Here is a 22,115-nt window from a genome sequence, read left to right on the forward strand (position 1 = left end):
CTGGCTTAATGAGTAAAGAAGGCGGAACAAAACGGGGCATCATGGGCAAAATTCTGCCCAAGGCTAAGCCTCCAAAAGAAGATCTTACCAATAGCATGTCTTTTTTAGACCATCTTGAAGAGTTGAGATGGAGAATTCTGAAAGGTCTGGTTGGAGTGCTTTTTGGAGTTATTATTGCATTCTTTTATCGCGATTTCATCATTCAGGAATTTATACTGGGACCGGCCAGGTCTGATTTTTTCATGTATCAGATCATGCCGATCGATGCAATAGACCTCTCCTTAATTTCGAGAAGATTGCCCGGGCAGTTTTTTACCTACTGGGGAACCTTAATTATTACCGGAACCATTATTGGATCTCCGATCTTAATTTATCAACTCTGGGCTTTTATTGAACCGGCACTGGAGACCGGCGAGAAAATAAAAACGTTTTTAAACGCGATGTTTATCAACTTTTTCTTCTTGCTGGGTATCACCTTTGGATATTTAATCCTGGTCCCTTTCGCAGTCCAGTTCTTTACGCAATTTGTTATTGATACCGTAATCAGTAACGAATTCGACATCAATGAGTACTTCACCTCTGTAGCCATGTGGACTCTCGCCTGTGGCGTGATATTCCAAATACCGGTGGTAAGCTACTATTTGTCGAAAGTTGGGCTTTTGACACCGGAAACCATGAAAGCCTATAGACGGCACGCAATTGTTGCAGTTATGATTGTGGCTGCTTTTCTCACTCCGCCCGATCCGGTTTCGCAATTAATGATAGCCATACCACTGCTGTTTTTATATCAGTTTGCCATCTTTTTGAGCAAAATCGCAAATAAACAACGAAAACGAGCGTTAGAGGAAGCGTTTAATGAATCTATTTAATCAGTTTAATGATTCATTAAAACCCGTTACCTTTCAACCTGAAAAGATCAATCATTTTAAATTTTTGAAAAAGAAATCAATGCAGTTTACCCCTTTTAAAATAACGCTCTTAATCTTCGCCGTATCACTCTTTGCGATTACTTCCTGTGACACCAGTGATCCGTTCAGCTTTCCTCCACCGGATTTTTCAACTGTTCCGGATGCTTACGACATTGACGGCCTCGAACCTGTTGAAGTAGAAGAAGGTATAACCGCATATATTCACGAAGAAGGCGACGGCTTTGGAACAGTAACTGTTCGCGATGATTTACTCCTCTTTATCACAGTCAGAACCCTGGATGGAGATATTATCTACAGTACGTACAATGATGCACGAGTTGAACCTACTACTGTTCGTGTGAGCAACATACAGCTCAACCCGAGTGTGTTTAGTTATAATATCCAGCTCTCGTATACTTTTGGCTTGAGACAGGGGCTTTTGGGTATGAAAGAAGGTGAGCGACGTACACTTATTGTACAGCCTGAACAAGGTTATGGAGATTTACCCGAGGGTGCAGCCAATTCGTCCTATACAGAATCGGTACTTCAGTATGATCTGATTTTGCTAGATATTATTGACTAAGCAATTTTTTGAAAAATACTTTGGGGGAAGTTCTTTACCGGGCTTTCCCTTTTTTATTTAGTAGTTGGTGTGTGATCGCTCAAACCGTCCTTTTAGATTTGTCAAAATTTCGTGGACGTTCGTTCCCGCCAATTCCGACCAATCTGATGCGTTCAGGGCATCGCCTCCAAGAATTGTAATCTCTGAGTCTATTGTGATCTCTCCTTTATCCTTCCCAAGATAAACCATGATATAGTCCATGGTAACATTCCCCACCTGAGGATACAGTTCACCATTGATTGATACTTTGAGTTTATTACTCAACGCTCTTGGTATGCCGTCACCATAGCCAACAGGTATCGTAGCTAAATAGCCGTCAGACGGGCTTACCCAGGTCGATCCATAGCTTACCGTGTCGCCCTCTTTAACAGGTCTTAATTGAGCAATTCCGGACTTCCAGGTAAGTGCCGGCTTCAACCACTTATGACGTGTTTTACCCGGATTGTACCCCAGCATTCCCAAACCAAAACGAATCATATCATAGTTATCAAGATTGTAATTGGTTGCAGCCCCCGTGTTGCTGATATGCTTTATGGGAATTTCATCAAAATGCTTGATTAGCTTTTCAAATCTGCCGTGCTGCGTTTCAACAAAATCTGATCCGGGATCATCAGCCGTTGCATAGTGCGTGTAAATTCCACTGCACGTTAATCTCTGATTTATCACAGCCTGCTGTCGCACTTCTTTCGCTTGATCGGGTGAAAATCCCAATCTTCCCATTCCGGTATCAAAATTAAGATGATAATCCGTACCGTCCATCAAAATGGAGAAGTGAGTTAGGTGACTGACCGTAGCCGTTAAGTTATGAGTCTGATAAGCCGCAGCCGTTTGATAGGTAGGAACGCCAAACACCAGTATAGGTTTCGTTACGCTGGCTCTTCTCAGTTCTATCGCTTCATCCACATTGGCAACCGCAAACCAATCCACTTGATCCTGAATATGCTTAGCAACTTGCACAACTCCATGGCTGTAAGCGTCACATTTTACAACGGCTAAATACTTCTTATCCGGTACTCTCTGTTTTATTGATTCAATATTATTTGATATTGCTCCTAAGTCAATCTCCAGGTACGAATTTGGAAAATGGTTTTTCAACGTTTTGCTCCGAATAGTTTCTTTTTCGATTTTTTTAGTATCACATGCGCGGCGTTATACCCTGCAGCTCCAAACACACCCCCGCCCGGGTGACAGGAAGCACTGGACAGATACAAATTCTCAATCGGCGTCTCATATCTGCTTAGTTCCGGTGTAGGTCTGAACATAAACATCTGGTCAAAATTCATCTCCACATGCATCACATTTCCACGTAAAAGGCCGTGCTTCCGTTCAATATCCAACGGGGACTGAATATACCAATCTATCAGCTTTCCTTTCATATTTGGCGCATATTTTTCAACTACACCATAGATTTTTTCAGCTTCCCGTTCTCGAATGTCGTCCCAATTTTCCCCATTTGATAATTCATAAGGATGCCATTGCGCCCAGGCAAAGAGTGTGTGCTTTCCGTCTTTGGCTACTTCAGGGTCAATTTTTGAAAACGTCATAGCCAGCACGGCGGGATCTTCCGGCGGATTCCCTTTCATGTAATCTCCGATTGCCCGGTTCATATAATCTACAGAAGGTGCCAAAAGCTGCATGCCGTTATGAATGATCGGATCATCCGGAGCAGCCGAGTATTGAGGCAACTCTTCAACAGCACAACGAATCACCATCCCAAAACCATTGCCTACCTGAATATTTTCCACCTTTTTGAAGAGTGAATCATCCAGATGCTCGCGTCCAACCAACTTCAGCATTGTAGTCTGAACGTGTGCATTCGATACAACCAGATCAGCTTTGTAGTAATCACCCGATTCCGTGTAAGCCCCTACTGCTTTTCCATTCTGAATATCAATTTTTTGAACCGGACTGTCTGCAATCACCTCACCGCCGTGCGCTTCAATCAGGTTCTTCATTGCCTGTGTGAGCATCCCGCTTCCTCCCTTCGGATGCTTTGCCCCGCTTTGGTGCAGCATCGACTGCCACCCCACAAAATCACCTGTGGCTGATTGATCGGGCAGCGGTCCGGATTGAGCAGCAAACCAAGTCAATGCCGCTTTTAAGTGCGGGTTCTCAAATGCCTTATCGACCACACTTCCGTAACTGCCCAAAATTTTCTGGAGGCCGTCCATCTGCTCCCCTTTCTTAAACATAGAGCCGTCCCGAATCTGCCCTTTTGCCATCTCCATGAAAATATTTTTACCCGTGGGCGGTACCATAAAAGCTTTCAGCACACCTTTGTTGATGCGACTCCAGAAATCAATAAACTCCCGGTAGTTCTCAACATCCTCTGGTGCTACTTTGGCAATCGACTCCAGTGTTTTCTCCAGATCTTTATGAAAATGGATCACACCTTTCCCATCGGGAACAGGATAGCTCATAAAGGGATCCATCTCAATATATTCCAATCCATAATTGGTCAAGCTCCAGCTCTTCAATGATTCCGGTTTGGTGAATCATAATATGCACCGAAGAACCGACATCCATCCGGAAGCCATGCGGATTCTCCTCCGACTGAAACATCGTTTCTGTGCAAACTGCCCCTCCAATCGTGTCTCTTCGTTCCAATACCCCTACTTTATAGCCGGCTTTTGCAAGATAACTTCCGGTCACCAATCCGTTGTGGCCGGAACCAATAATCAGTGCATCAAATTCTTTCATATTTCGTAAGGGTTAGACGTGGATTGAATTTTAAGATTTAGTAAGTTCACTCAACAACAGATAAAGCGACCTCATTCAGGTTTTTCAAAAATAATAAGTAAACCATCAGATAATGCAATTTTTTAAAACTTTTCTCGCCTCTATTTTAGGCACCATTTTGGGAGTATTGGTTCTCATACTCATCCTATTTGCAACACTTGTCAGCAGTTCATCAGAACCCGAACCCTATATTCGCTCCAACACCGTTCTTACCATGGACATGACCGGCGATATACCTGCTTATATTTCCGATGATCCAATCGAGGAGCTTTTCAATCCGGGCGCAAAAAACAGAATGTCTCTACAAAATCTGAAATCAAACCTCAATAAGGCCTCAGCCGATGACAATATTGAAGCCGTCTGGGTAAAAACCAATCAGGTACTGGCATCCTGGGCAAATCTTGAGACAGCCTATCGCTATTTCGAAGAGTATAAAGAGAGCGGAAAACCTCTCTATTTCAGTACCGATGACATTGGCATGAATGAGAAGTCGTATTATCTGGCTACCCTGGCCGACAGTATTTTTACACCGCCTGTCACAAATTTCGAATTTAACGGTTTTGTAGCTCAGTTCAGTTTCTACGGCAAGATGCTTGATAAAATTGGAATTGAACCTGAAATTTTCAGAGTAGGAAAATATAAATCAGCCGTTGAGCCTTATATCAATGTAACTGCTTCGCCTGAAAGTATTGAACAGACCCGCGGAATTCTTGACTCAGCCACCGATACATTTGTTCAGGCTGTTGTTAAACGAACCGGAAAATCGACGGAAGAAGTTAATGAACTGCTAAACTCCGCTCCTATTGAACGAGTTGAGTTTGCAATCGAGAACGGTTTAATTGACGCGTATGCGTTTGAAGATGAAGTTGAAGACATCATCAAGCAACGACTTGAAATGGATGAGGATGACGATCTCAATACGGTCGGATTTAGCCGATATGCCCGCGTAACAGCCAATAGCGCAGGACTTGACGTACCGGATACATCAGATAGAATTGCCGTAATCTACTCCAGCGGTATGATTTTACCTGATCTTGTCGATTCCCCCTTTGGCTCAGCCGGTATCACCCCCAATAAATTGAAAAAACAGTTGGACAGCGCTGTTGATGATGACAACGTTAAGGCGATTGTTATTTACATCAACAGCCCCGGAGGCTCCGCAACCAGCTCCGATCTTCTCTGGCACTATATCAAACAGGCATCCGAGGAAAAACCGGTTGTAGCGTCAATGGGATCCGTAGCTGCATCCGGCGGTTACTATATGGCTATGGGAGCTGATCGCGTTCTGGCAGGTAAAAACACGATTACCGGATCAATCGGTATCTTCAATCTTCTGTTTAACGCCGAGGAGCTTATATCCGACAAAATCGGAATCGAGTACGAAATAATAAAAACTCATGAGTACGCCGATTTATTGAATCTGACACGTCCATTTACACCGGCTGAACGCCGAATCATCCAGCAAAATGTGGAAAGTGGTTATGAAATGTTCCTCAAGCGAGTATCTAATGCACGCGGAATGAGTCGTGATGAAACTCACGAAGTAGCACAGGGACGAGTCTATACCGGTGTAGCGGCAAGAGAAGCCGGACTGATCGATGAGGTTGGCGGCTTGGACAGAGCGATTGAAGTTGCCGCGGATATGGCCAAAATTGAAGAATACAGACTCGATACCTATCCGAAGGCAGAAGATCTGTTCGAATCGTTATTTGGTTCAGCAAATGCAAAAATGCACTCTATGCTTACATCCTGGATGCCAAAGGATCTGTTGGAAGAAGCGCAAACGGTTCGTCAGTTAATGGATCAGCCGAAAGGACACAACTGGATGTTGCTGCCCATTCAGGTTGATGTAAACTGACAAATTTTATACTTATTACATCGTTGTGTTGAATTAGCGTAATCCCATTTTTTTGTCGGGATGAAGTGAAAACATCACTATCTTTGATGAAATCATCATATTGGAGTGCTTTCAGAATTAGTCTGGAAGCACTCTCTTTTTTTATTAAATATCATCATGATAAAAGAGACATTTACGATTGAGCAGTTGAGTGAAGGTTTTTTTGAACTTTTTGAAGACGGAACCATTCAAAAAATGGACCCGAAACGGCTCGAAAATCCGTTGGATGATCCAAATCTTGGCAAGTACTCTTCCGCTCTTGGCATTGATCCGCTACTGATTACAAACGGTGAAGAAAATATTGTAGTTGATCCCGGACTTGGCTGGGGGCTCGATCATAACAGCAAGTACGAAAACACCTCCAATGCAGTTACGAATCTAAAAATTTTCGGACTGAGGCCGGAGGATATTCATCATGTTATCCTATCCCATCTCCATTTTGATCACGCTGCCGGTTCCACGTTTGTGAATGACAAATTTGAAACCACAGCCACCTTCCCTAACGCCACTTACTATCTCCATAAAGAGGAATGGGAATACGCCCTCTCACAGATTGGGCGTTCACCGGATTTGATTGGAGCCGATTATCGGTTGGATGAACTTTACAAACTCGTTGCGGAGGATCGAATCAAATTCCTCGAAGAAGATAACTTTACCGTAATTCCCGGCATTGAGATTATAAAAACCGCCGGACACACTCCCGGGCATACAATCGTACGGATTGAAGACTCAGAAAAGACCGCTTACTTTATGGGCGATTTGATTCCGACAGAGTTTCATCTGAACCGGCCATCCCACCCCCAAACGGTATTGGATTCGGCACAGGCACATCAGGCAAAAAAGCTTATCCTGCGAAAAGCATATCAGGAAAAGGCGATCATGTACTTTTATCACTCGCTGTACAAAAAGACAGGGCAGCTGACAATTGATGAGAAGCGACGGTATATCTTGAAGAAGTAGATTCTTCGACTGCCGAGTGGGTTTACCGCAAAACTTAAACCTGCCACAAAATATTCGACTGTCGAATTGTTAGATGCGTCGAGTTCCATTTTGAGAAATGATTGATTAATCATGAAACTCGTCAGACGGCTGAGGGGTTTGTTTTCTGTAGATTAGTCTTTCTTAGAGCCGTCAGGCGAGAAGTTTTAAAAGACTTGTCAGCGTTCCCGAACCAAAAGAATTCGGGTCGGGATCCTGACAGCGTCTGTATAGGGTGTGGCTAATGCTGTAAAAGGTAAAACCTCAAAGATGAATATAGCGCGAACAGACGCTGACAGAAGTTCGCTTCGCTCACATGCTGTCAGGTCTTTAGATCCTACTTATTCATTGAAATCAGGAATTCCTCGTTGGATCGGGTTCCTTTCATTTTATCTAGCAGGAATTCCATCGCTTCAAACGCGTTGTGCTTGTTGAGGTAACGGCGAAGCAGTACAACTTTTTCGCGCTCCTGATCCGGAACAATGAGCTCTTCCCTCCTGGTCCCACTCTTGAAGATATCGATAGCCGGATAGATTCTTCGCTCAGCAAGACGCCGGTCAAGTACCAGCTCCATGTTACCGGTTCCTTTAAATTCCTCAAAAATCACATCATCCATTCGTGAACCGGTTTCAACCAGTGCCGTGGCGATAATCGTGAGACTTCCGCCGCCTTCAATATTCCGTGCAGAGCTGAATAACTGTCGAGGAGCTTTCAAAGCTTCGGAATCCACACCACCGGTCATCGTACGTCCGGAGTTGCCTGTGGCCACGTTGTAGGCGCGGGCTAATCGTGTTATGGAGTCCATCAGCAGAAGTACATCCTGTCCGCTCTCTACAAGTCGTTTGGCTTTTTCGAATACAATTTCAGATAGTCCAACATGGTTTTCGGGTTTCTCATCAAATGTTGAAGCAACTACCTCTGCATTTTGAACAGAGCGTTCCATCTCCGTAACCTCTTCGGGACGTTCATCCACTAAAAGAATGATAATCTTCGTATCCGGATGATTTTCATTTACCGCGTTCGCGATATTTCGAAGAATAGTCGTTTTACCGGTTTTGGGCTGAGCAACAATCAATCCCCGTTGTCCCTTTCCTATCGGTGCAAAAAGATCAACAAGTCGTGTGGTGTATTCTATAGGTTTGTGCTCCAGTTTAAACCTCATATCGGGATAGACAGGCAGCAGGTCTTCAAAATCTTCGCGATTGTCCATGTCGGTTGGAATCTTACCGTTCACACCCTCAACCCGAAGCAGTGCAAAATAGCGCTCTCCCACTTTTGGAGGACGAATAATTCCGATCACACAATCTCCCTGTTTTAATCTAAAACGCTTGATCTGTGATGGAGATACATAAATATCATCGGGACTCGCCTTGTAGTTGTAATTCACAGAGCGAAGAAATCCATAGCCGTCCGGCAAAATTTCGAGCGTCCCTTCGTTCAGAAGGAATTTGCCCAGTTGAGGGGTAATTTCATCCAGGCGTTCCTGCAGAGTGGGAGCATCCGATTCAGGCAAGACATTACTTACATGTTTCTTATTCGGCTTCTTATTACTCTTATGACGCTTATTTGGCTGACCGCCTCGTTTCGACTTACCGGAATCTGAATCCTGGTCGTAAGTTTGAATATGATCCTTGCTACCGTATGTAATATTCTGCAACGGTTTCTCTTTTTGATCAGAACTTTTATTGGAAGATTCTGCCTGATTACGGATTCGATCGATGATGGCCTGCTTTTTCAATGCAGTTACACCTCTCAATCCAAGCGATTTGGCAATTTCTTTAAGATCCTTGACCGTTTTGGTATGTAAATTATCCAGGTCGATATTTGTATCCTTATCGGTTTGAGTGTCCGACATAATGAGATTTTAGTTCTTGAGTAAATTCATTTGGAATAACGCTCAACGTAGTAGTCGATGTGCGCAAAGGGGAATAGTGATTCTGCTTAGAGCGGAAAGATTTATGTATTTTCGTAAGCTTCTGTTCCCATCCAGTTCCTTACGGTCTTGTAAAAGTAAAAACTTCCGCTAAAAATTACTAATTCTGTTTTATTATCATCTGAGGTAAATAGTTGGGTGGCTTTATCACTGTTTATTGCTTTTGAAGAGGGAAAATAGCTATTCATTTTTTTGATACTTGCTGCCCGATCTCCTTCCTGCTCAAAAACCATGATATTTGGAAACTCATTCCAGATATCCGCTATCTCCTGATTCAGTTTATCATCCATAAAGCTCAACACAGCTGTCCAATTTTCGACAGACGCCATGCTTTTCAGCTCTTTAACCAGCTCCCTGGTTGATTCAACGTTGTGAGCTCCGTCAAAGTACCAGGATTTTTTTGGATGAATCCTAGAAAAATGTGCATGATTCCCAAACCGTTGATCCATCTTTTCTATCCCATCAACAAACGCTTCATCAGGTACCGGAAATGTTGACTGAGTCAACCCAACCACCATCCATGCCATGGCTGTGTTTACAGCATCAATTTTTTTCCTTCCTTTCGCATTGATATAAATGGAATTGTCTGCCGGATGCAGTACAAAGTGTCCATCTTTAAATTCCGGATTCAATTTCTGAGAATGATAAACTTCTGAGTTTTTCGCTGAAGCGATGGATTCAATTACACTCTGGGCTTCCGGCTCCAATCGCCCTAAAACAACCGGTCTGTTTAGCTTGATAATTCCCGCCTTTTCTGCTGCTATCTCTTCGAGTGTATCTCCCAAAATATCGGTGTGATCATAACCAATGGATGTAATCACTGAAACCAGTGGATCGATCACATTTGTAGCATCCAGTCTGCCGCCAAGTCCCGTTTCGATGATCGCCAGGTCAACTTTTTGCTTATTAAAATACCAGAACGCAATGGCTGTAGTCAGCTCAAAAAATGTGAGCTTCAGTTCGATGGCTTCCTTCCCAAACTCTTGAAAAAATTCAAGAAGATGCTCGTCATCAATCCATTCGCCATTCACTTTAAACCGCTCCCTTACATCTATCAAGTGTGGCGATGTGTAGAGACCGGTTTTATATCCCGCCTCCTGGTAAACTGACGCCAGCATCTGACAGGTTGTTCCCTTTCCATTAGTGCCGGCCACATGAATCATGGGCACACTGTTCTGTGGATTTCCCATCAGTTCACAAAATGAAATCATTCGGTCCAGACTGAAATTCGCCGCTGATCGCCCAACATTGCCGAATTTAGGAATGGAGAGTAAAAAAGCCTCTGCTTTTTCTATGGTATCAAATTGATTTTTATTCAACTGCGATGCTCTGTCTTATATTCTTTCAACCGACTCTTTAACTGACCAATAAATGCCTGGTCGGTTTCAAATTCACGTCCATCAACCTCAGAAATTGCCTGAATTTCTCTCACACTGTTTGTCATCCAAACCGATTCTGCGGCTTTTAGTTCACTAAAACGATATTTCCCTTCCATCACTTTCAAATTCATTTTGTTTGTCAAAATATCGATCAGACTATTTCGCATAATACCGGGAAGAATATCACAATCTGTTGACGGAGTGTAAATCACATCATCTTTTTTCCAGAACAGATTTCCTATTGAAGTCTCGGCCAAAACGTCATCCGTCGTTAATAAGATTGCATCATCCACTCCGGCGGATTTTGCCTCTCTCCACGCCTGTCTGTAGTGCAGCATGTTGCTCAGCTTCAGGTCTGCCGGCCTTGAGTTGGAAGGCACTACTCTGGTGTCTGCTATTGTAACTATAAGAGGTTTTACAGATTCTGCAGCCTTCGATACGGTAATCAGTAAAAAATACCTTGGATTCCGGGTTTCGCTATATCCACTCTCTTCCATTAGAGAAAACTGGATCCGAACTTTAACTCTTTCCTGTTCTATCTGGTTTTCTTTTAAAAGTCGCAGCGTATCGCTTTTTATTTGATCAACCGCTACATCCTGAACTTTGCCTCCCGACAAATAGGCCATGCCCCGATTCAGTCGATCAATATGCTCTTTTAGCTTAAAAAATCTGGATTTTTGAACAAGCAATGTTTCAAAACAACTTGTTCCGTAATACAGTGCTGAATTGTTCGCAGGAATAAGAGCTTCCTCCTGCTTGATAATATTTCCATTCAAACAAACATACAGGGGACGATCACTCATAATACAGCCGGTCTAATTTCTCCCTGATTGCTGTAGTGTCATCCCCTACCTGTGCGTCGAAGTACTTTCCGTCGCTATCTAAGAAAATCTGAGAAGGCACGCCGGGAACTAAAAGCGTTTGAAAAAAGGATGTTCCCTCTACGTAGATAAAATCATTGGATGTGCTGTTTATGTGATCTAAAATCAATTCATCCGAATCCCTGACAGCAGCGGCAATAATGGTTAAACCGGAATAATCTTGTTGATTTTTTTCTAAAAAACGGTTTACGGATAGAGATTTTCCGGACCAGGTTGACCAAAACTGAATCATAGTCGGAGAACCTTTAAAATCATCGGCAAATAGCGAATCTTTTTGATTGGCATAGGTTGCAAATGAAAGAGTATCCAGCCTGATATCCCTCAAAGATTCCCGAAAGTCCAACTCTTGATTGTTGGAATAGCTTATGGTTCCATACACAATCACAATCAAGGTCAGAAGTGCACAGATAGCTATAAACAGATTAAAATATTTTGGATCAAGTCTCATAAAAGATGGTTTACTAATCGATATGTAAGGAATTTCTGAATAATAATACGGCCTTAAAATAAGAGTGTGAATTGAACTTTACACTCTTAAATACTGTGTCTTCATATATATGTCCAATACGATTTCCAGGAGAGTTAATTAACATAAAGAAACCCTTAATAGGGATAACGTTTTTGTTGTTTTTATTGCATGAGATGTCTCGACTACGTATCGACAAAAGCGTCGGAAATTCGCTGCTGGTGACAGATTGGTTCGAACCCATCCCCCGTCCCCTTCCCTATGCCGCAAACGCACGGCACAAGGAAGGGGTGACGTTTTGAGTAGTTTCTAAATCATACTCAAAAAGGTCCCTCTTTGTGACAGACTCTATAATCCCCTGTTGAGAGGGCTCATCTTTTGCACGCGACAGCGAAAAAGCGTAAACGAAACGGCGAAGCCGAGTGAGTTTAGCGAGGGGTGTGTTGCATACGTTGATCTGGTGAAGAACTGGTTTTCCGTTTCGCGGCCTTATTCGAACACACCCCTGAATTACAAAACCAACGCTTCGCGCTGTTTTGTGATTCTATCCCCTCTCGAGAGGGGATTTCGAAGCCTTCAAAATCTTTTTGCTTGCAATCTGTCACTGGTAGCGGAGTGCAGGTGAACAGAGTGAACCGAAATGGAGTCGAGACAACTCCTGATGTCAGGCGTTGGTTCTAAATCTTAAATTTAGGCCTAATGAGTTACGGAAGAACAGGTTCATCGGTGTCATCCACATCTTTCACAAAATACATGGAAGCCGCGGCTACAATCATTGCGGCACCGCCCAGCATCAGAGAGTAGATCGCCTCGCCACCAAACCAGTTTCTGGTAGCAAATCCCAGGAGGCTGGCTGCAAGAATTTGAGGAATCACAATGAAAAAGTTAAAAATGCCCATATAAAGTCCCATCTTTTTGGATGGCAGTGACCCTGCTAAAATCGCATAAGGCATCGCCAAAATACTTGCCCAGGCAAAACCGATTCCCAGCATGGGTATAACCAGCAGCATTGGCGACGTTATAACAAAGTCTATTCCAATAGTTGAAAGGTCGACCGAAAAATTCATAAAATAAATTCCAATCAGGCTCAATCCACCGGCTACAAGCGCCACAGCATGAACTATTTTTCTGCTGGTGACCTTGGCCATAGGTGCAAGTCCAAACGCGATTACTGCCGCAAATCCATTGTAAATCGCAAACAGAATTCCCACCCAGTCAGCTCCTTCATTATACAGAAAGGATGTGGTATCACTGGTTCCGTAGATATGTGAGGTTACTGCAGCGGTGGTATAGATCCACATGGCAAAAAGTGCAAACCAGGAAAAAAACTGAACAACGGCCAGCTGAATCATAGTCTTGGGCATATGCAGAAAATCGTGAACCACTACGACCAATCCCTGATCTATCTTCCCGCTTCTTTGAATGAATCCGGCCAAAAATGATACAACGCCCAGTACTGCAAGACCAACCGTAACGATATAGAGTTCAGCGTCATAGTTTAGAAAATAGACTCCTGCTGTAGCGGCTATCCCTAAAAGTGTGACCAGCAAACCAAAATTTACTTTCTTTTGCCCCTCTCCTGCTTCAATGGGAACCTCTCTCCTTACCTCATCAGAATCTTCAGTCTGATCATCTTCGTATGCTTCAAAAGCTTCAAGTTCTTCCGGTGAATACTCGTGTGATCGAAAAACTGTCCATATAACCGCGAGCAGGAAAATCGCACCGCCAATGTAAAAAGACCATCTTACTGAAGGCGGAATAATACCTTCAGGTGCAGTATTCGAGATACCAAACCAGTTTGTCATCATCCACGGTAAAGCCGAAGCAACTACCGCTCCGGTACCGATAAAGAAGCTCTGCATTGCAAAACCTTTGGTTCGCTGCTCTGAGGGCAACATATCACCTACAAAAGCTCTAAACGGTTCCATCGATATATTGATCGAGGCATCCAATATCCAAAGCATCCCGGCTGCTACCCACAGGGCCGGTGAATTGGGCATAATAATTAAGGCTATCGATGCAGCGATCGCGCCATAGAGAAAATAGGGACGTCGCCGGCCGAGTCGGGTCCATGTTCGATCACTGAAATACCCAATAATAGGTTGTATGACCAAACCCGTTACAGGCGCAGCAATCCATAAAATGGGAATGGCATCAATATCTGCACCCAGCGTTTCAAAAATTCGGCTCACATTGGCGTTTTGCAGGGCAAACCCAAACTGGATTCCAAGAAATCCAAAACTCATATTCCAGATCTCCCAAAAGGTAAGTTTGGGACGTGGTTTCGGTGTTACACTCATGTCTGTTTATTTATATTTTTTTAAAAAATAGATTTCAGTTACTTCTCAAGAAGCAGATAGCTATTTGCATCCATGACAAATTCTGCGGGAATTGTCATTTCAGACTCGGTAAAAACATTTGTCCACTCACCCTGATCACCGGAATCAAAAACAAAACTTTGTTCAGAATCAGAGAAGTTCAGTATTACAAAAACTTCATCATCCTCGGTGATTCTCTTATAAGAAAAAATGGATTCATCCGAGTCTGTGGATACTTTCAAATAATCACCGCCGGCTTCACCGTTATAGAGCGCTCTATTGTCCCGATTCAGATGAAGCAGTGTACTGTAGAAATCTTCATATTCATAGTTATTCCATTCAATTTCGTCCTTCTCAAAAAACTCCAGCTGTTTATCCAGTCCGCTCTCCTGTCCGTTGTAAACCAGCGGCATCCCCCAAACGGTTGCAGACAATACGGCAAAGTTTTCGAAATTATCTCCATACATCTCTGGATCGCTACCGGTCCAGGAATTTTCATCATGATTGGTTGTGAAAAACATTCTGTAATCGGATTTATCGAAACGAGAAAAGTTTTCAGATAAAACCTCATCCAGTGCGTCCAGTCCGGCATTTCCTGCTCCAATCTCCCGTATAGTTGATGCATAACTCCACGCATAACTCATATCGAATGCCTGATGAAGTTCCGGTTCCTCTGCTTCAGCTAGCATAAATACAGGTTTAATTTCATCGAGTCTTTGACGGGCTTCAATCCAAAATTCAGTAGGAACCATGTACGCGACATCGGCTCTGAATCCATCGATATCATGATCGCGAACCCAATACTCCATCGCCTGAATCATCGCCTCCCACATATCACGATTATCCACATCGAGCTGGATCACATCTTCCCAATCCTCATCCGGTCTCATAAAATTACCGTCTTCATCCGTTTCATAAAACTCCGGGTTGGTCTCTGTCCAGACCGCATCCCATGCGGTGTGATTGGCTACCCAGTCGATAATCACCTTCATATCGTGCTCATGTGCTGTGTCAACCAGATTTTGGAGATCTTCTTTGGTACCGAACTCCGGATTGACCTCTGTGTAATCCACAATACTGTAATAGCTTCCCAATGTACCTTTTCGGTTCACTTCACCAATCGGATGGATCGGCATCAGCCACAGTATTTCAACTCCCATCTCTTTTAAACGCGGAATGTCTTCTGTAAAAGCCTCAAACGTTCCCTCAGGAGAGAATTGACGAATATTGACTTCATAAATAGTAGCATTTTCCGACCATTCCGGGGGAGTAACTTCCGCCGTTTGATTTGATTCACTGGGTGAGCACCCGACGAAAAGTGTAAGTAATATCAAGCTTGAGAGAATGGCCCACAGAGGATACTTAAAAAGTTTTTGCATGATCAATGATGGAATAGAATTTCAGATTCATTTTTAATTCTTGCAACATTTCCGGTATAGCTACTTACGGAAGTGGCAGAATTTGCAAGCTGACTATACCTACAATGTAAGCGTTTACATTGAAGTTGAAAAGTCAATTCTTATCGAAAGAAATGGAATTGTGTCGTCGTATTTGTACCTGCCAATTAGGAAACCGGTTTCTCGATATTGGAGGCAACTAACTGGTTAATTTATCTTTAACGACGATAGCGTTGGGCTTGATTTTGCCGAATGGAGTCCGGGTGAAAATAGCGATCGAGTCTCTGAATCTGTTCTTCATTTAATACTACGGAAACATCGTCTCTGAATCGAGTGTAGTGTTCTCGGACAAACTGTCTCTCAACCGATTTTATTGATCTTACAGAGTCTCGAATCTCTGTGTGGTAGTCGTAAAGTTTATCAAAAAATTCTGCCTGCTGACTCTCTGATAAATCCAATCTGTCAGACAGTCGATTCTCCGCCCTTCGCCTCATTTGCCGCCTGTTTGCAGCCCTTTCATCTTCTGTATTAAAAGACTGCTCATTCATTCTCTCCTGCCGATCATACCTATTGCCGTTCCAGTCGCGATTCATCGAATTGACTGAATCATTAATAAGATATCCTGAAATACCTCCAAGAAGGAAAACCGTTAAGAATGCAAGCAGCGCTTTTGTTTTAGTTTTCATGCTCTGTTAATTACTGTTCAAATAGTTGTTCCAGGTAGTAGACATACGTTTCCGTTTCACTCTCTTCCATTGGATAGAGCAGCTCTTCTACAGTTAAATCGCTTTCGGCGGGTACATTTTGGCTGAAATAGAAACCGGAAGTTAGAGCCAGAAATAGTACAGATGCCGCAAGGGCGTATCGTTTGAAATAATGTAGAGAGAGATTCTCGAATGATTTGGGAGACGGTTCCAATTTCTCGATTGTATTCAGTAATTGATTTACTCTCCTGTCCATCTTTTTGCCTGAAAGCATATGATGATCATAAGCTTTTGAAATATCCGGCAGATGGATAAGATCATAATATACTTTTTCCAGTTCAGGGTGTTGTTTAAGCTTCTTTTCAAGCTCTTCCCTTTCGCCGGCAGTCAGTTCATTCTCGGAAGCCCGAAATATCTCCATTTCAAGCTGAGATATACTGTTTTGATTTTTCATATCAGAATTTTTCATGATTCATTGACTCCCATTTTATCCAAAATTCCTGCCAGCTCTTTCCGGGCCCTGAACATCCGGTTTTTTAAAGTTTGCTCATTCACATCCAGCACCTCTGAAATTTCCGGGTAACTCATTCCATCAATTGTCTTCATAACAACAACCGTTTTTAACAGTTCAGGCAGTTCCGATATAGCTTTCCTCAGTATCAATACGTTCTCTTTTTGATCATTTGATTTGAAATCATCCGACTCAATTTCGAAATCCTCAACCGGTACAGAGCTTCGTTTTTTTTCATGCTTTCTTTTTCTAAACTCATCGATGCTCAAATTCCTTGCAATGGAGTACAACCACGTGTAGAATCCTGACTTCCCTTCAAACTGTTCAACATTCCGGTAGGCCTTTAGAAAAGCTTCCTGCAAAATATCGTCAGGATCAACATTGCTACCGGCCAGATATGCCGTCATTGCACGATGAAGTCTTGGATACAGCTCGGGAATCTGTTTTTTAAACTCATCTATACTGCTGCTCATCAAAACTCCATCGTGTCTGAGTCAACCTTATTGTCTGTTCTGGCGGCGGTTACCTTGTCCCTGATTCATACCACGGTTCTGACGGTTTTGCCGGTTATTCATAAATTGCATTAAATTTTCGTATTCCTCCACTGTCAACATAGATTTTAGTTCATCTCTATCAGCCTGCATTTTATCCATCAGCTGCTGTCTTTCATCTGCATCCACAGAATTTGGATTTTCAATCATTTTAAGCTGTAACTGATGTCGTTGATCGGCGTGGCTATTCATTACTTCAAGAACAGCGTCTCTTTTTTCACCCTCAATTTCTGCAAGCTCTACTATTTTTTGATGTCGAACAGTTGTGTACCTGTGAGAAAAATCGGCCTGCTCTTTCATCAGGTCCTTGAGCTGACTCATTTGGCTGTCCGAAAGTACGCTGTTCAGTATAGTTCTTGTGTGCTGTCCGCGCAGATTTTCACCCTGCCGTACCTGCTGGCGCTGCTGCTGGCCGCGATTCGCCCTGTTGTTTTGCACTCTCGCTGCCTGCATGGTTTCGCGTAATTTTAATTGTCTCTCAGTAATATCGGCAAGCTGCTCATCTGTAATGTTGATCTGATCGCCGTACATGGTTACAATTTGCTGTATTCCGGGAGTCATAGATCCGCGGTTTTGCATATTCTGCGCCTGTATGCTTACAGCGCTAAAACTTAAGATTATCAGTAGAATTCCTATTTTTTTCATCGTCTTCACCACTATTTTTATTTGTTGTCGTTGGTCTGCTGTTTAGACGTACTCAATCCACAATGGTTTGATATTTTTTTAATTCAATAGTTCAAAATTTTTTCCCGCAGCTGTCCAAAATGATTTATGAAATTAAAAGAAGATGACAACTCAGATATCATCTGTTTACTTTCTCGTCCCGATTCCGGGACTGAGTTAAGCACAGATTAACGCAGATTATCTGCGAGACTCAGCGAATTCATTTGCGAAAATCTGCGAGAATAAAAAAGAGGGATGGATTATCGTTCTAAAACATTTTAGATAGCTGTGATTTTCCGCTTTCAATTCTTTCAAAACCAAGCTTTTCTCTTCAGGTTTGATGTGAGTTTGCTTACCTTTATTATCTTAATTTAGATTGAATATATTTTATCGCGTGAATTCCAGACTATCGAAATATGATGCAGTTGTTGTAGGCTCCGGACCCAACGGGTTGGCGGCTGCAATTCGTTTGGCCCTGGAAGGACTCAAAGTAAAAATTATCGAGGCTTCCGAAACGGTTGGCGGAGGCATGCGTACGAAAGAATTGATATCTGCCGGCTACAAACATGATGTCTGCTCGGCCATTCACCCATTGGGAATTTCTTCTCCTTTTTTAAAAAAGTTACCGTTAAATAATTATGGTTTGGAGTGGATCAAGCCCGAATACGCTGCTGCTCATCCGCTGGACGATGGGGAAGCCGCTTTTTTAAGTCACGATCTTGCCGAAACGGCTTTTTTACTGGGTGAAGATGAAGAGACGTACAAAAAGCTTGTAGCGCCAATCGTAGACAAATGGGACAATCTAACTCAGGATTTTTTGGGTCCCCTCTCAATACCAAAACATCCTATCTCGCTCGCGTCTTTTGGTTTGAAAGGACTGCTGCCTGCTTCACTGCTCAAACGAAAATTTAAGACCGAGAAAGGACAGGCACTTTTGGCGGGCATGGCTGCTCACAGCATATTACCGCTCAACTCAATTGCAACATCTGCGATTGGCTTGGTTTTTTATGGAGCGGCTCACACAGGCGGTTGGCCACTCCCTAAAGGCGGATCTCAAAGTATTGCCGACGCCATGGCCGATTATTTCGTCTCTTTAGGGGGAGAAATTGAAACGAACCACAGAGTGTCATCCCTGAAAGATATTCCCGAAACCAAAGCGATACTGTTCGACCTCACTCCAAAACAGGTCATTAGAATAGCGGGTGATGTTTTACCCCCTTCATACAAGAAAAAACTCTCTTCGTTCAAATATGGATCTGGTGTTTTTAAAATTGATTACATCTTAAAAGAACCGGTTCCATGGAAGGATGAAAACTGTTTGAAAGCAGGAACGGTTCATCTGGGTGGAAAATTTGAGGAGATTGCAGAATCTGAAAAAATGATATCGGAGGGTGTTCACTCAGACAATCCATTTGTATTGATAGCCCAACAAAGCCTGTTTGATGAAACCCGCACTCCTGATGATAAGCATACTCTCTGGGCCTACTGCCACGTACCACACGGTTCTACCCGGGATATGACAGAAATCATTGAAAATCAGATTGAGCGCTTTGCTCCGGGATTCAAAGATGTTATTGAGTCGAGAGTTACAATGAATACGGTAGATTTCGAAAATTACAACGAAAACTATATCGGCGGAGATATAAACGGAGGCCGGCAGGATATTACGCAGTTGTTTTCAAGGCCGGTCAGTTTTATTAATCCTTACAATATTCCCGCAAAAGGACTTTACTTCTGCTCATCATCCACTCCACCCGGCGGTGGGGTTCATGGTATGTGTGGTTTTCACGCAGCCAATTCAGTTCTTAAAAATGAATTCGGAAGAAGTAAATCAGATTGGATTTTCAACCTATGATTCAAAATCTGATTGAGCTCACAAAGAAAAGCAAGCTTTTCGATCGGTCTGAGTCTGATGGTTCGGGTTCAGGCTGGTGGAATATCGTTACCATTGCAATTGCACTTCTGGTTTCCATACCGGTTCTAACCGTCGCTGCAAACATCTTTATTCCAAGCGGTGATATCTGGCAGCATCTCGCCTCTACGGTTTTGCCCGATTACGTTAAAAACTCCATTTGGCTTATGTTTGGAGTAGGTTTTGGCGTTTTTGTTTTGGGTGTTGGATCAGCCTGGCTGGTTACCATGTGCCGCTTCCCCGGCAGCAAATGGTTCAATTGGATGCTCATCCTGCCAATGGCTGTTCCCGCTTATTTAATGGCTTACACCTATACCGATTTCCTATCCTTCACGGGACCGTTTCAAACACTCCTGCGTGACATCACCGGATGGGGACTGGGCGACTACTACTTTCCCAATGTCCGCTCAATTGGCGGGGCAATGTTGATGATGTCGTTTGTCTTTTTCCCCTACGTCTATCTTTTGACGCGCGCCGCATTTCTTGAACAGTCATCCTCACTTCTCGAGGCCAGCAGAAGTCTTGGGGCAACACCTTTTGAAAGCTTTTATAAAATTGCACTTCCCCTGGCAAGACCGTCCATTGCTGCCGGAATGGCTCTCGCTTTGATGGAAACCCTGAACGATTTTGGTACGGTTGATTACTTCGGTGTTCAGACGTTTACTACCGGTATTTATCGAACATGGTTTGGTTTGGGTGAACGGGCGGCTGCCGCTCAGCTATCAGGATTCCTTCTCATTTTCATTCTTTTCCTGATACTCATTGAACGGTGGAGCAGAAATAAGATGAACGTCAGGCAAAGCAGTACCGGCCGGTTTAAGCAACTTTACGTTTATGATCTCACGGGTTGGAAAGCGTGGGCTTCTACCCTGTTTTGTTCCATTCCGGTATTGGCCGGGTTTTTAATTCCCGTCGCTATTCTTACAGACATGATGATCGCAAACTTCGATGTAGCTGTAGATATTCGGTTTATTCAATTTAGCATCAACACTATTTTAGTCGCTTCCATCGCCGGAGTTTTCGCTCTGCTGGTAGCTCTGATAATGGCCTACGGTGTCCGCCTGAATCCCAATTATTTAACCAAATTTTCAACGCGGATCGGTTCCATGGGATATGCCATCCCGGGTTCCGTCATTGCCGTTGGTATCCTGATTCCGTTTGGATGGGTTGATAACACCATTGATAGCTGGTTACGCGATAATTTGGGTATCTCCTCAGGACTCATTTTAAGCGGAACCATTTTCGCTCTCATCTTTGCTTATGTTGTTCGCTTTTTAGCCGTGGCATTCAATACGGTTGAAGCCAGCCTGGGAAAAATTACGCACAACATGGATGAAGCTGCTGAAGGAATGGGTTACAGCTTCGGAAAAATTCTTCGCAAAATTCACATGCCGATGATGTCGGGAAGTCTTTTTGCTGCCATCATGCTTGTTGTAGTTGATGTGATCAAGGAGCTGCCCGCCACACTAATCGTAAGGCCTTTCAACTTTGATACGCTTGCGGTTCAGGTCTACCGCCTGGCATCTGACGAGAGGCTGGCAGAGTCGTCCGGAGCGGCATTAGCAATCATACTGGTAGGATTGGTTCCGGTGATCATTTTGAGCCGCTCTATCGCGAAAACCAGGAAAACATCAAAAAAGGTAAGTCCCGAAAGTTAGCTTCTTTTCTGACGGTAGATAGGCACGTTTGAGCACGCTTCACCGTACATCAATTTTTTTACGTGAGGGAGTAATTTTTTGGTAGCCTCCATGTAAACATCCGAACTGATATCCATTTTGCTGCAGCCTTTAAGCAGCACAAATTTATCCTGATACTGTTTCCAGTCAACTTCAGATAGTTTTTTGGTGAGTAGTTGTTCCATCACTTCCTCTCCATTTCCAAAGAGCACATCTTCTGCATAATCGTATGCGTACTGTACAATCAACATGAACGCCCATTTTGGTAAAATTGCATCGGTGGAACAGAAAACGGCAAGATAAACGCCATCATACTGAGACCAGTCATGCTGCTCCAGTTTCTCTCTGTACTCCTTCTCTTTCAAAATCAATTCCTGAAAAAGAAAGTCTTTGATATCAAGTTCTTGTACCTCAATCCCGGCCGCGAGCTTTTCCAGATCAACGGTTTCCAGTTTCGATTGCTTGACCTTATTTACAATTTCTGACATGGTTGAATGGGTATTGAGTATAGAGTACTAGGTAGCAAGTATTGAGTATCAGGTAATGAATTGTAGATACCTGATACTTGCTACTTTATACT

Annotated in this window: 20 protein-coding genes; 6 read left to right on the forward strand and 14 right to left on the reverse strand. The window is 43.2% G+C overall.

The features are described from left to right. Positions 1-8: 8 nt before the first annotated feature. Positions 9-869: a twin-arginine translocase subunit TatC gene (tatC, locus tag U5K35_RS14285; RefSeq protein ID WP_322572170.1), complete on the forward strand. Its 861-nt coding sequence runs from the start codon at positions 9-11 to the stop codon at positions 867-869. Between the two features lie 64 nt (positions 870-933). Further along, complete coding sequence (locus U5K35_RS14290) at positions 934-1,491, forward strand: FKBP-type peptidyl-prolyl cis-trans isomerase (protein WP_322572171.1); 558 nt, start codon at positions 934-936, stop codon at positions 1,489-1,491. A gap of 57 nt (positions 1,492-1,548) precedes the next feature. Here the strand turns inward: U5K35_RS14290 and alr are convergent, their stop codons facing one another. The 3 genes from alr to U5K35_RS14305 are packed head-to-tail and all read right to left on the reverse strand — an operon-like array spanning position 1,549 to position 4,230. Continuing rightward, positions 1,549-2,625, reverse strand: coding sequence for an alanine racemase (gene alr, locus U5K35_RS14295; RefSeq protein WP_322572172.1), 1,077 nt, complete (start codon positions 2,623-2,625; stop codon positions 1,549-1,551). Continuing rightward, positions 2,622-4,007 carry an NAD(P)/FAD-dependent oxidoreductase gene (locus tag U5K35_RS14300; RefSeq protein WP_322572173.1) on the reverse strand — a complete coding sequence of 462 codons (1,386 nt, stop codon included), beginning with the start codon at positions 4,005-4,007 and terminating at the stop codon, positions 2,622-2,624. Before U5K35_RS14300 ends, alr begins: the two co-directional genes overlap by 4 nt. Continuing rightward, a complete protein-coding gene (locus U5K35_RS14305) occupies positions 3,964-4,230 on the reverse strand; it encodes an NAD(P)-binding protein (RefSeq protein WP_322572174.1) in 267 nt (88 codons plus the stop codon). The genes U5K35_RS14300 and U5K35_RS14305 overlap by 44 nt, the downstream gene beginning before the upstream one ends. Positions 4,231-4,342: 112 nt before the next feature. Between U5K35_RS14305 and sppA the strand changes: the two genes are divergently transcribed. After that, complete coding sequence (sppA, locus tag U5K35_RS14310) at positions 4,343-6,127, forward strand: signal peptide peptidase SppA (protein WP_322572175.1); 1,785 nt, start codon at positions 4,343-4,345, stop codon at positions 6,125-6,127. 156 nt (positions 6,128-6,283) lie between these two features. Continuing rightward, positions 6,284-7,126 carry an MBL fold metallo-hydrolase gene (locus U5K35_RS14315; protein WP_322572176.1) on the forward strand — a complete coding sequence of 281 codons (843 nt, stop codon included), beginning with the start codon at positions 6,284-6,286 and terminating at the stop codon, positions 7,124-7,126. Positions 7,127-7,481: 355 nt separating this feature from the next. Here the strand turns inward: U5K35_RS14315 and rho are convergent, their stop codons facing one another. The 10 genes from rho to U5K35_RS14365 form a co-directional block, all read right to left on the reverse strand. After that, complete coding sequence (gene rho / locus U5K35_RS14320) at positions 7,482-8,999, reverse strand: transcription termination factor Rho (protein ID WP_322572177.1); 1,518 nt, start codon at positions 8,997-8,999, stop codon at positions 7,482-7,484. A 101-nt stretch (positions 9,000-9,100) separates the two neighbouring features. Continuing rightward, entirely contained in the window at positions 9,101-10,396 is a 1,296-nt protein-coding gene (locus U5K35_RS14325) for a bifunctional folylpolyglutamate synthase/dihydrofolate synthase (protein ID WP_322572178.1), read from the reverse strand. After that, positions 10,393-11,259 (reverse strand): aminotransferase class IV, encoded by an 867-nt coding sequence (locus tag U5K35_RS14330; protein ID WP_322572179.1) that lies wholly within the window; start codon positions 11,257-11,259, stop codon positions 10,393-10,395. The genes U5K35_RS14325 and U5K35_RS14330 overlap by 4 nt, the downstream gene beginning before the upstream one ends. Further along, positions 11,252-11,785, reverse strand: a complete 534-nt coding sequence (locus tag U5K35_RS14335) for a hypothetical protein (RefSeq protein ID WP_322572180.1) — start codon at positions 11,783-11,785, stop codon at positions 11,252-11,254. The genes U5K35_RS14330 and U5K35_RS14335 overlap by 8 nt, the downstream gene beginning before the upstream one ends. A 722-nt stretch (positions 11,786-12,507) precedes the next feature. After that, on the reverse strand, positions 12,508-14,103 hold the full coding sequence (locus U5K35_RS14340) for an MFS transporter (RefSeq protein ID WP_322572181.1): 1,596 nt from the start codon (positions 14,101-14,103) through the stop codon (positions 12,508-12,510). 38 nt (positions 14,104-14,141) lie between these two features. Continuing rightward, positions 14,142-15,500 carry an alpha-amylase family glycosyl hydrolase gene (locus tag U5K35_RS14345; protein ID WP_322572182.1) on the reverse strand — a complete coding sequence of 453 codons (1,359 nt, stop codon included), beginning with the start codon at positions 15,498-15,500 and terminating at the stop codon, positions 14,142-14,144. 236 nt (positions 15,501-15,736) lie between these two features. Further along, the gene (locus U5K35_RS14350; RefSeq protein WP_322572183.1) at positions 15,737-16,204 is read right to left on the reverse strand and encodes a hypothetical protein; all 468 of its coding nucleotides are present in this window, start codon (positions 16,202-16,204) and stop codon (positions 15,737-15,739) included. Between the two features lie 10 nt (positions 16,205-16,214). Then, positions 16,215-16,691, reverse strand: a complete 477-nt coding sequence (locus tag U5K35_RS14355) for a hypothetical protein (RefSeq protein ID WP_322572184.1) — start codon at positions 16,689-16,691, stop codon at positions 16,215-16,217. Next, complete coding sequence (locus U5K35_RS14360) at positions 16,688-17,206, reverse strand: RNA polymerase sigma factor (RefSeq protein ID WP_322572185.1); 519 nt, start codon at positions 17,204-17,206, stop codon at positions 16,688-16,690. The genes U5K35_RS14355 and U5K35_RS14360 overlap by 4 nt, the downstream gene beginning before the upstream one ends. A gap of 27 nt (positions 17,207-17,233) precedes the next feature. Beyond that, entirely contained in the window at positions 17,234-17,845 is a 612-nt protein-coding gene (locus U5K35_RS14365) for a hypothetical protein (protein ID WP_322572186.1), read from the reverse strand. A gap of 496 nt (positions 17,846-18,341) precedes the next feature. Here U5K35_RS14365 and U5K35_RS14370 point away from each other — a divergent pair, with 496 nt between their 5' ends. Further along, a complete protein-coding gene (locus U5K35_RS14370; RefSeq protein ID WP_322572187.1) occupies positions 18,342-19,802 on the forward strand; it encodes an NAD(P)/FAD-dependent oxidoreductase in 1,461 nt (486 codons plus the stop codon). Continuing rightward, the gene (locus tag U5K35_RS14375; protein ID WP_322572188.1) at positions 19,784-21,517 is read left to right on the forward strand and encodes an iron ABC transporter permease; all 1,734 of its coding nucleotides are present in this window, start codon (positions 19,784-19,786) and stop codon (positions 21,515-21,517) included. The genes U5K35_RS14370 and U5K35_RS14375 overlap by 19 nt, the downstream gene beginning before the upstream one ends. Here U5K35_RS14375 and U5K35_RS14380 read toward each other — a convergent pair. Next, a complete protein-coding gene (locus U5K35_RS14380; RefSeq protein ID WP_322572189.1) occupies positions 21,514-22,023 on the reverse strand; it encodes a DUF2480 family protein in 510 nt (169 codons plus the stop codon). The genes U5K35_RS14375 and U5K35_RS14380 overlap by 4 nt on opposite strands. Positions 22,024-22,115: the final 92 nt, after the last annotated feature.

The organism is Rhodohalobacter sp. (assembly GCF_034521535.1).
Lineage (GTDB): Bacteria > Bacteroidota > Rhodothermia > Balneolales > Balneolaceae > Rhodohalobacter.

Bases quoted from the DNA above. Each gene is read 5' to 3' on its own strand.
- tatC (WP_322572170.1), top strand. From the start codon at position 9: ATGAGTAAAGAAGGCGGAACAAAACGGGGCATCATGGGCAAAATTCTG.
- U5K35_RS14305 (WP_322572174.1), bottom strand. From the start codon at position 4,230: ATGAAAGAATTTGATGCACTGATTATTGGTTCCGGCCACAACGGATTG.
- sppA (WP_322572175.1), top strand. From the start codon at position 4,343: ATGCAATTTTTTAAAACTTTTCTCGCCTCTATTTTAGGCACCATTTTG.
- U5K35_RS14315 (WP_322572176.1), top strand. From the start codon at position 6,284: ATGATAAAAGAGACATTTACGATTGAGCAGTTGAGTGAAGGTTTTTTT.
- rho (WP_322572177.1), bottom strand. From the start codon at position 8,999: ATGTCGGACACTCAAACCGATAAGGATACAAATATCGACCTGGATAAT.
- U5K35_RS14330 (WP_322572179.1), bottom strand. From the start codon at position 11,259: ATGAGTGATCGTCCCCTGTATGTTTGTTTGAATGGAAATATTATCAAG.
- U5K35_RS14335 (WP_322572180.1), bottom strand. From the start codon at position 11,785: ATGAGACTTGATCCAAAATATTTTAATCTGTTTATAGCTATCTGTGCA.
- U5K35_RS14340 (WP_322572181.1), bottom strand. From the start codon at position 14,103: ATGAGTGTAACACCGAAACCACGTCCCAAACTTACCTTTTGGGAGATC.
- U5K35_RS14345 (WP_322572182.1), bottom strand. From the start codon at position 15,500: ATGCAAAAACTTTTTAAGTATCCTCTGTGGGCCATTCTCTCAAGCTTG.
- U5K35_RS14350 (WP_322572183.1), bottom strand. From the start codon at position 16,204: ATGAAAACTAAAACAAAAGCGCTGCTTGCATTCTTAACGGTTTTCCTT.
- U5K35_RS14355 (WP_322572184.1), bottom strand. From the start codon at position 16,691: ATGAAAAATTCTGATATGAAAAATCAAAACAGTATATCTCAGCTTGAA.
- U5K35_RS14360 (WP_322572185.1), bottom strand. From the start codon at position 17,206: ATGAGCAGCAGTATAGATGAGTTTAAAAAACAGATTCCCGAGCTGTAT.
- U5K35_RS14365 (WP_322572186.1), bottom strand. From the start codon at position 17,845: ATGACTCCCGGAATACAGCAAATTGTAACCATGTACGGCGATCAGATC.
- U5K35_RS14380 (WP_322572189.1), bottom strand. From the start codon at position 22,023: ATGTCAGAAATTGTAAATAAGGTCAAGCAATCGAAACTGGAAACCGTT.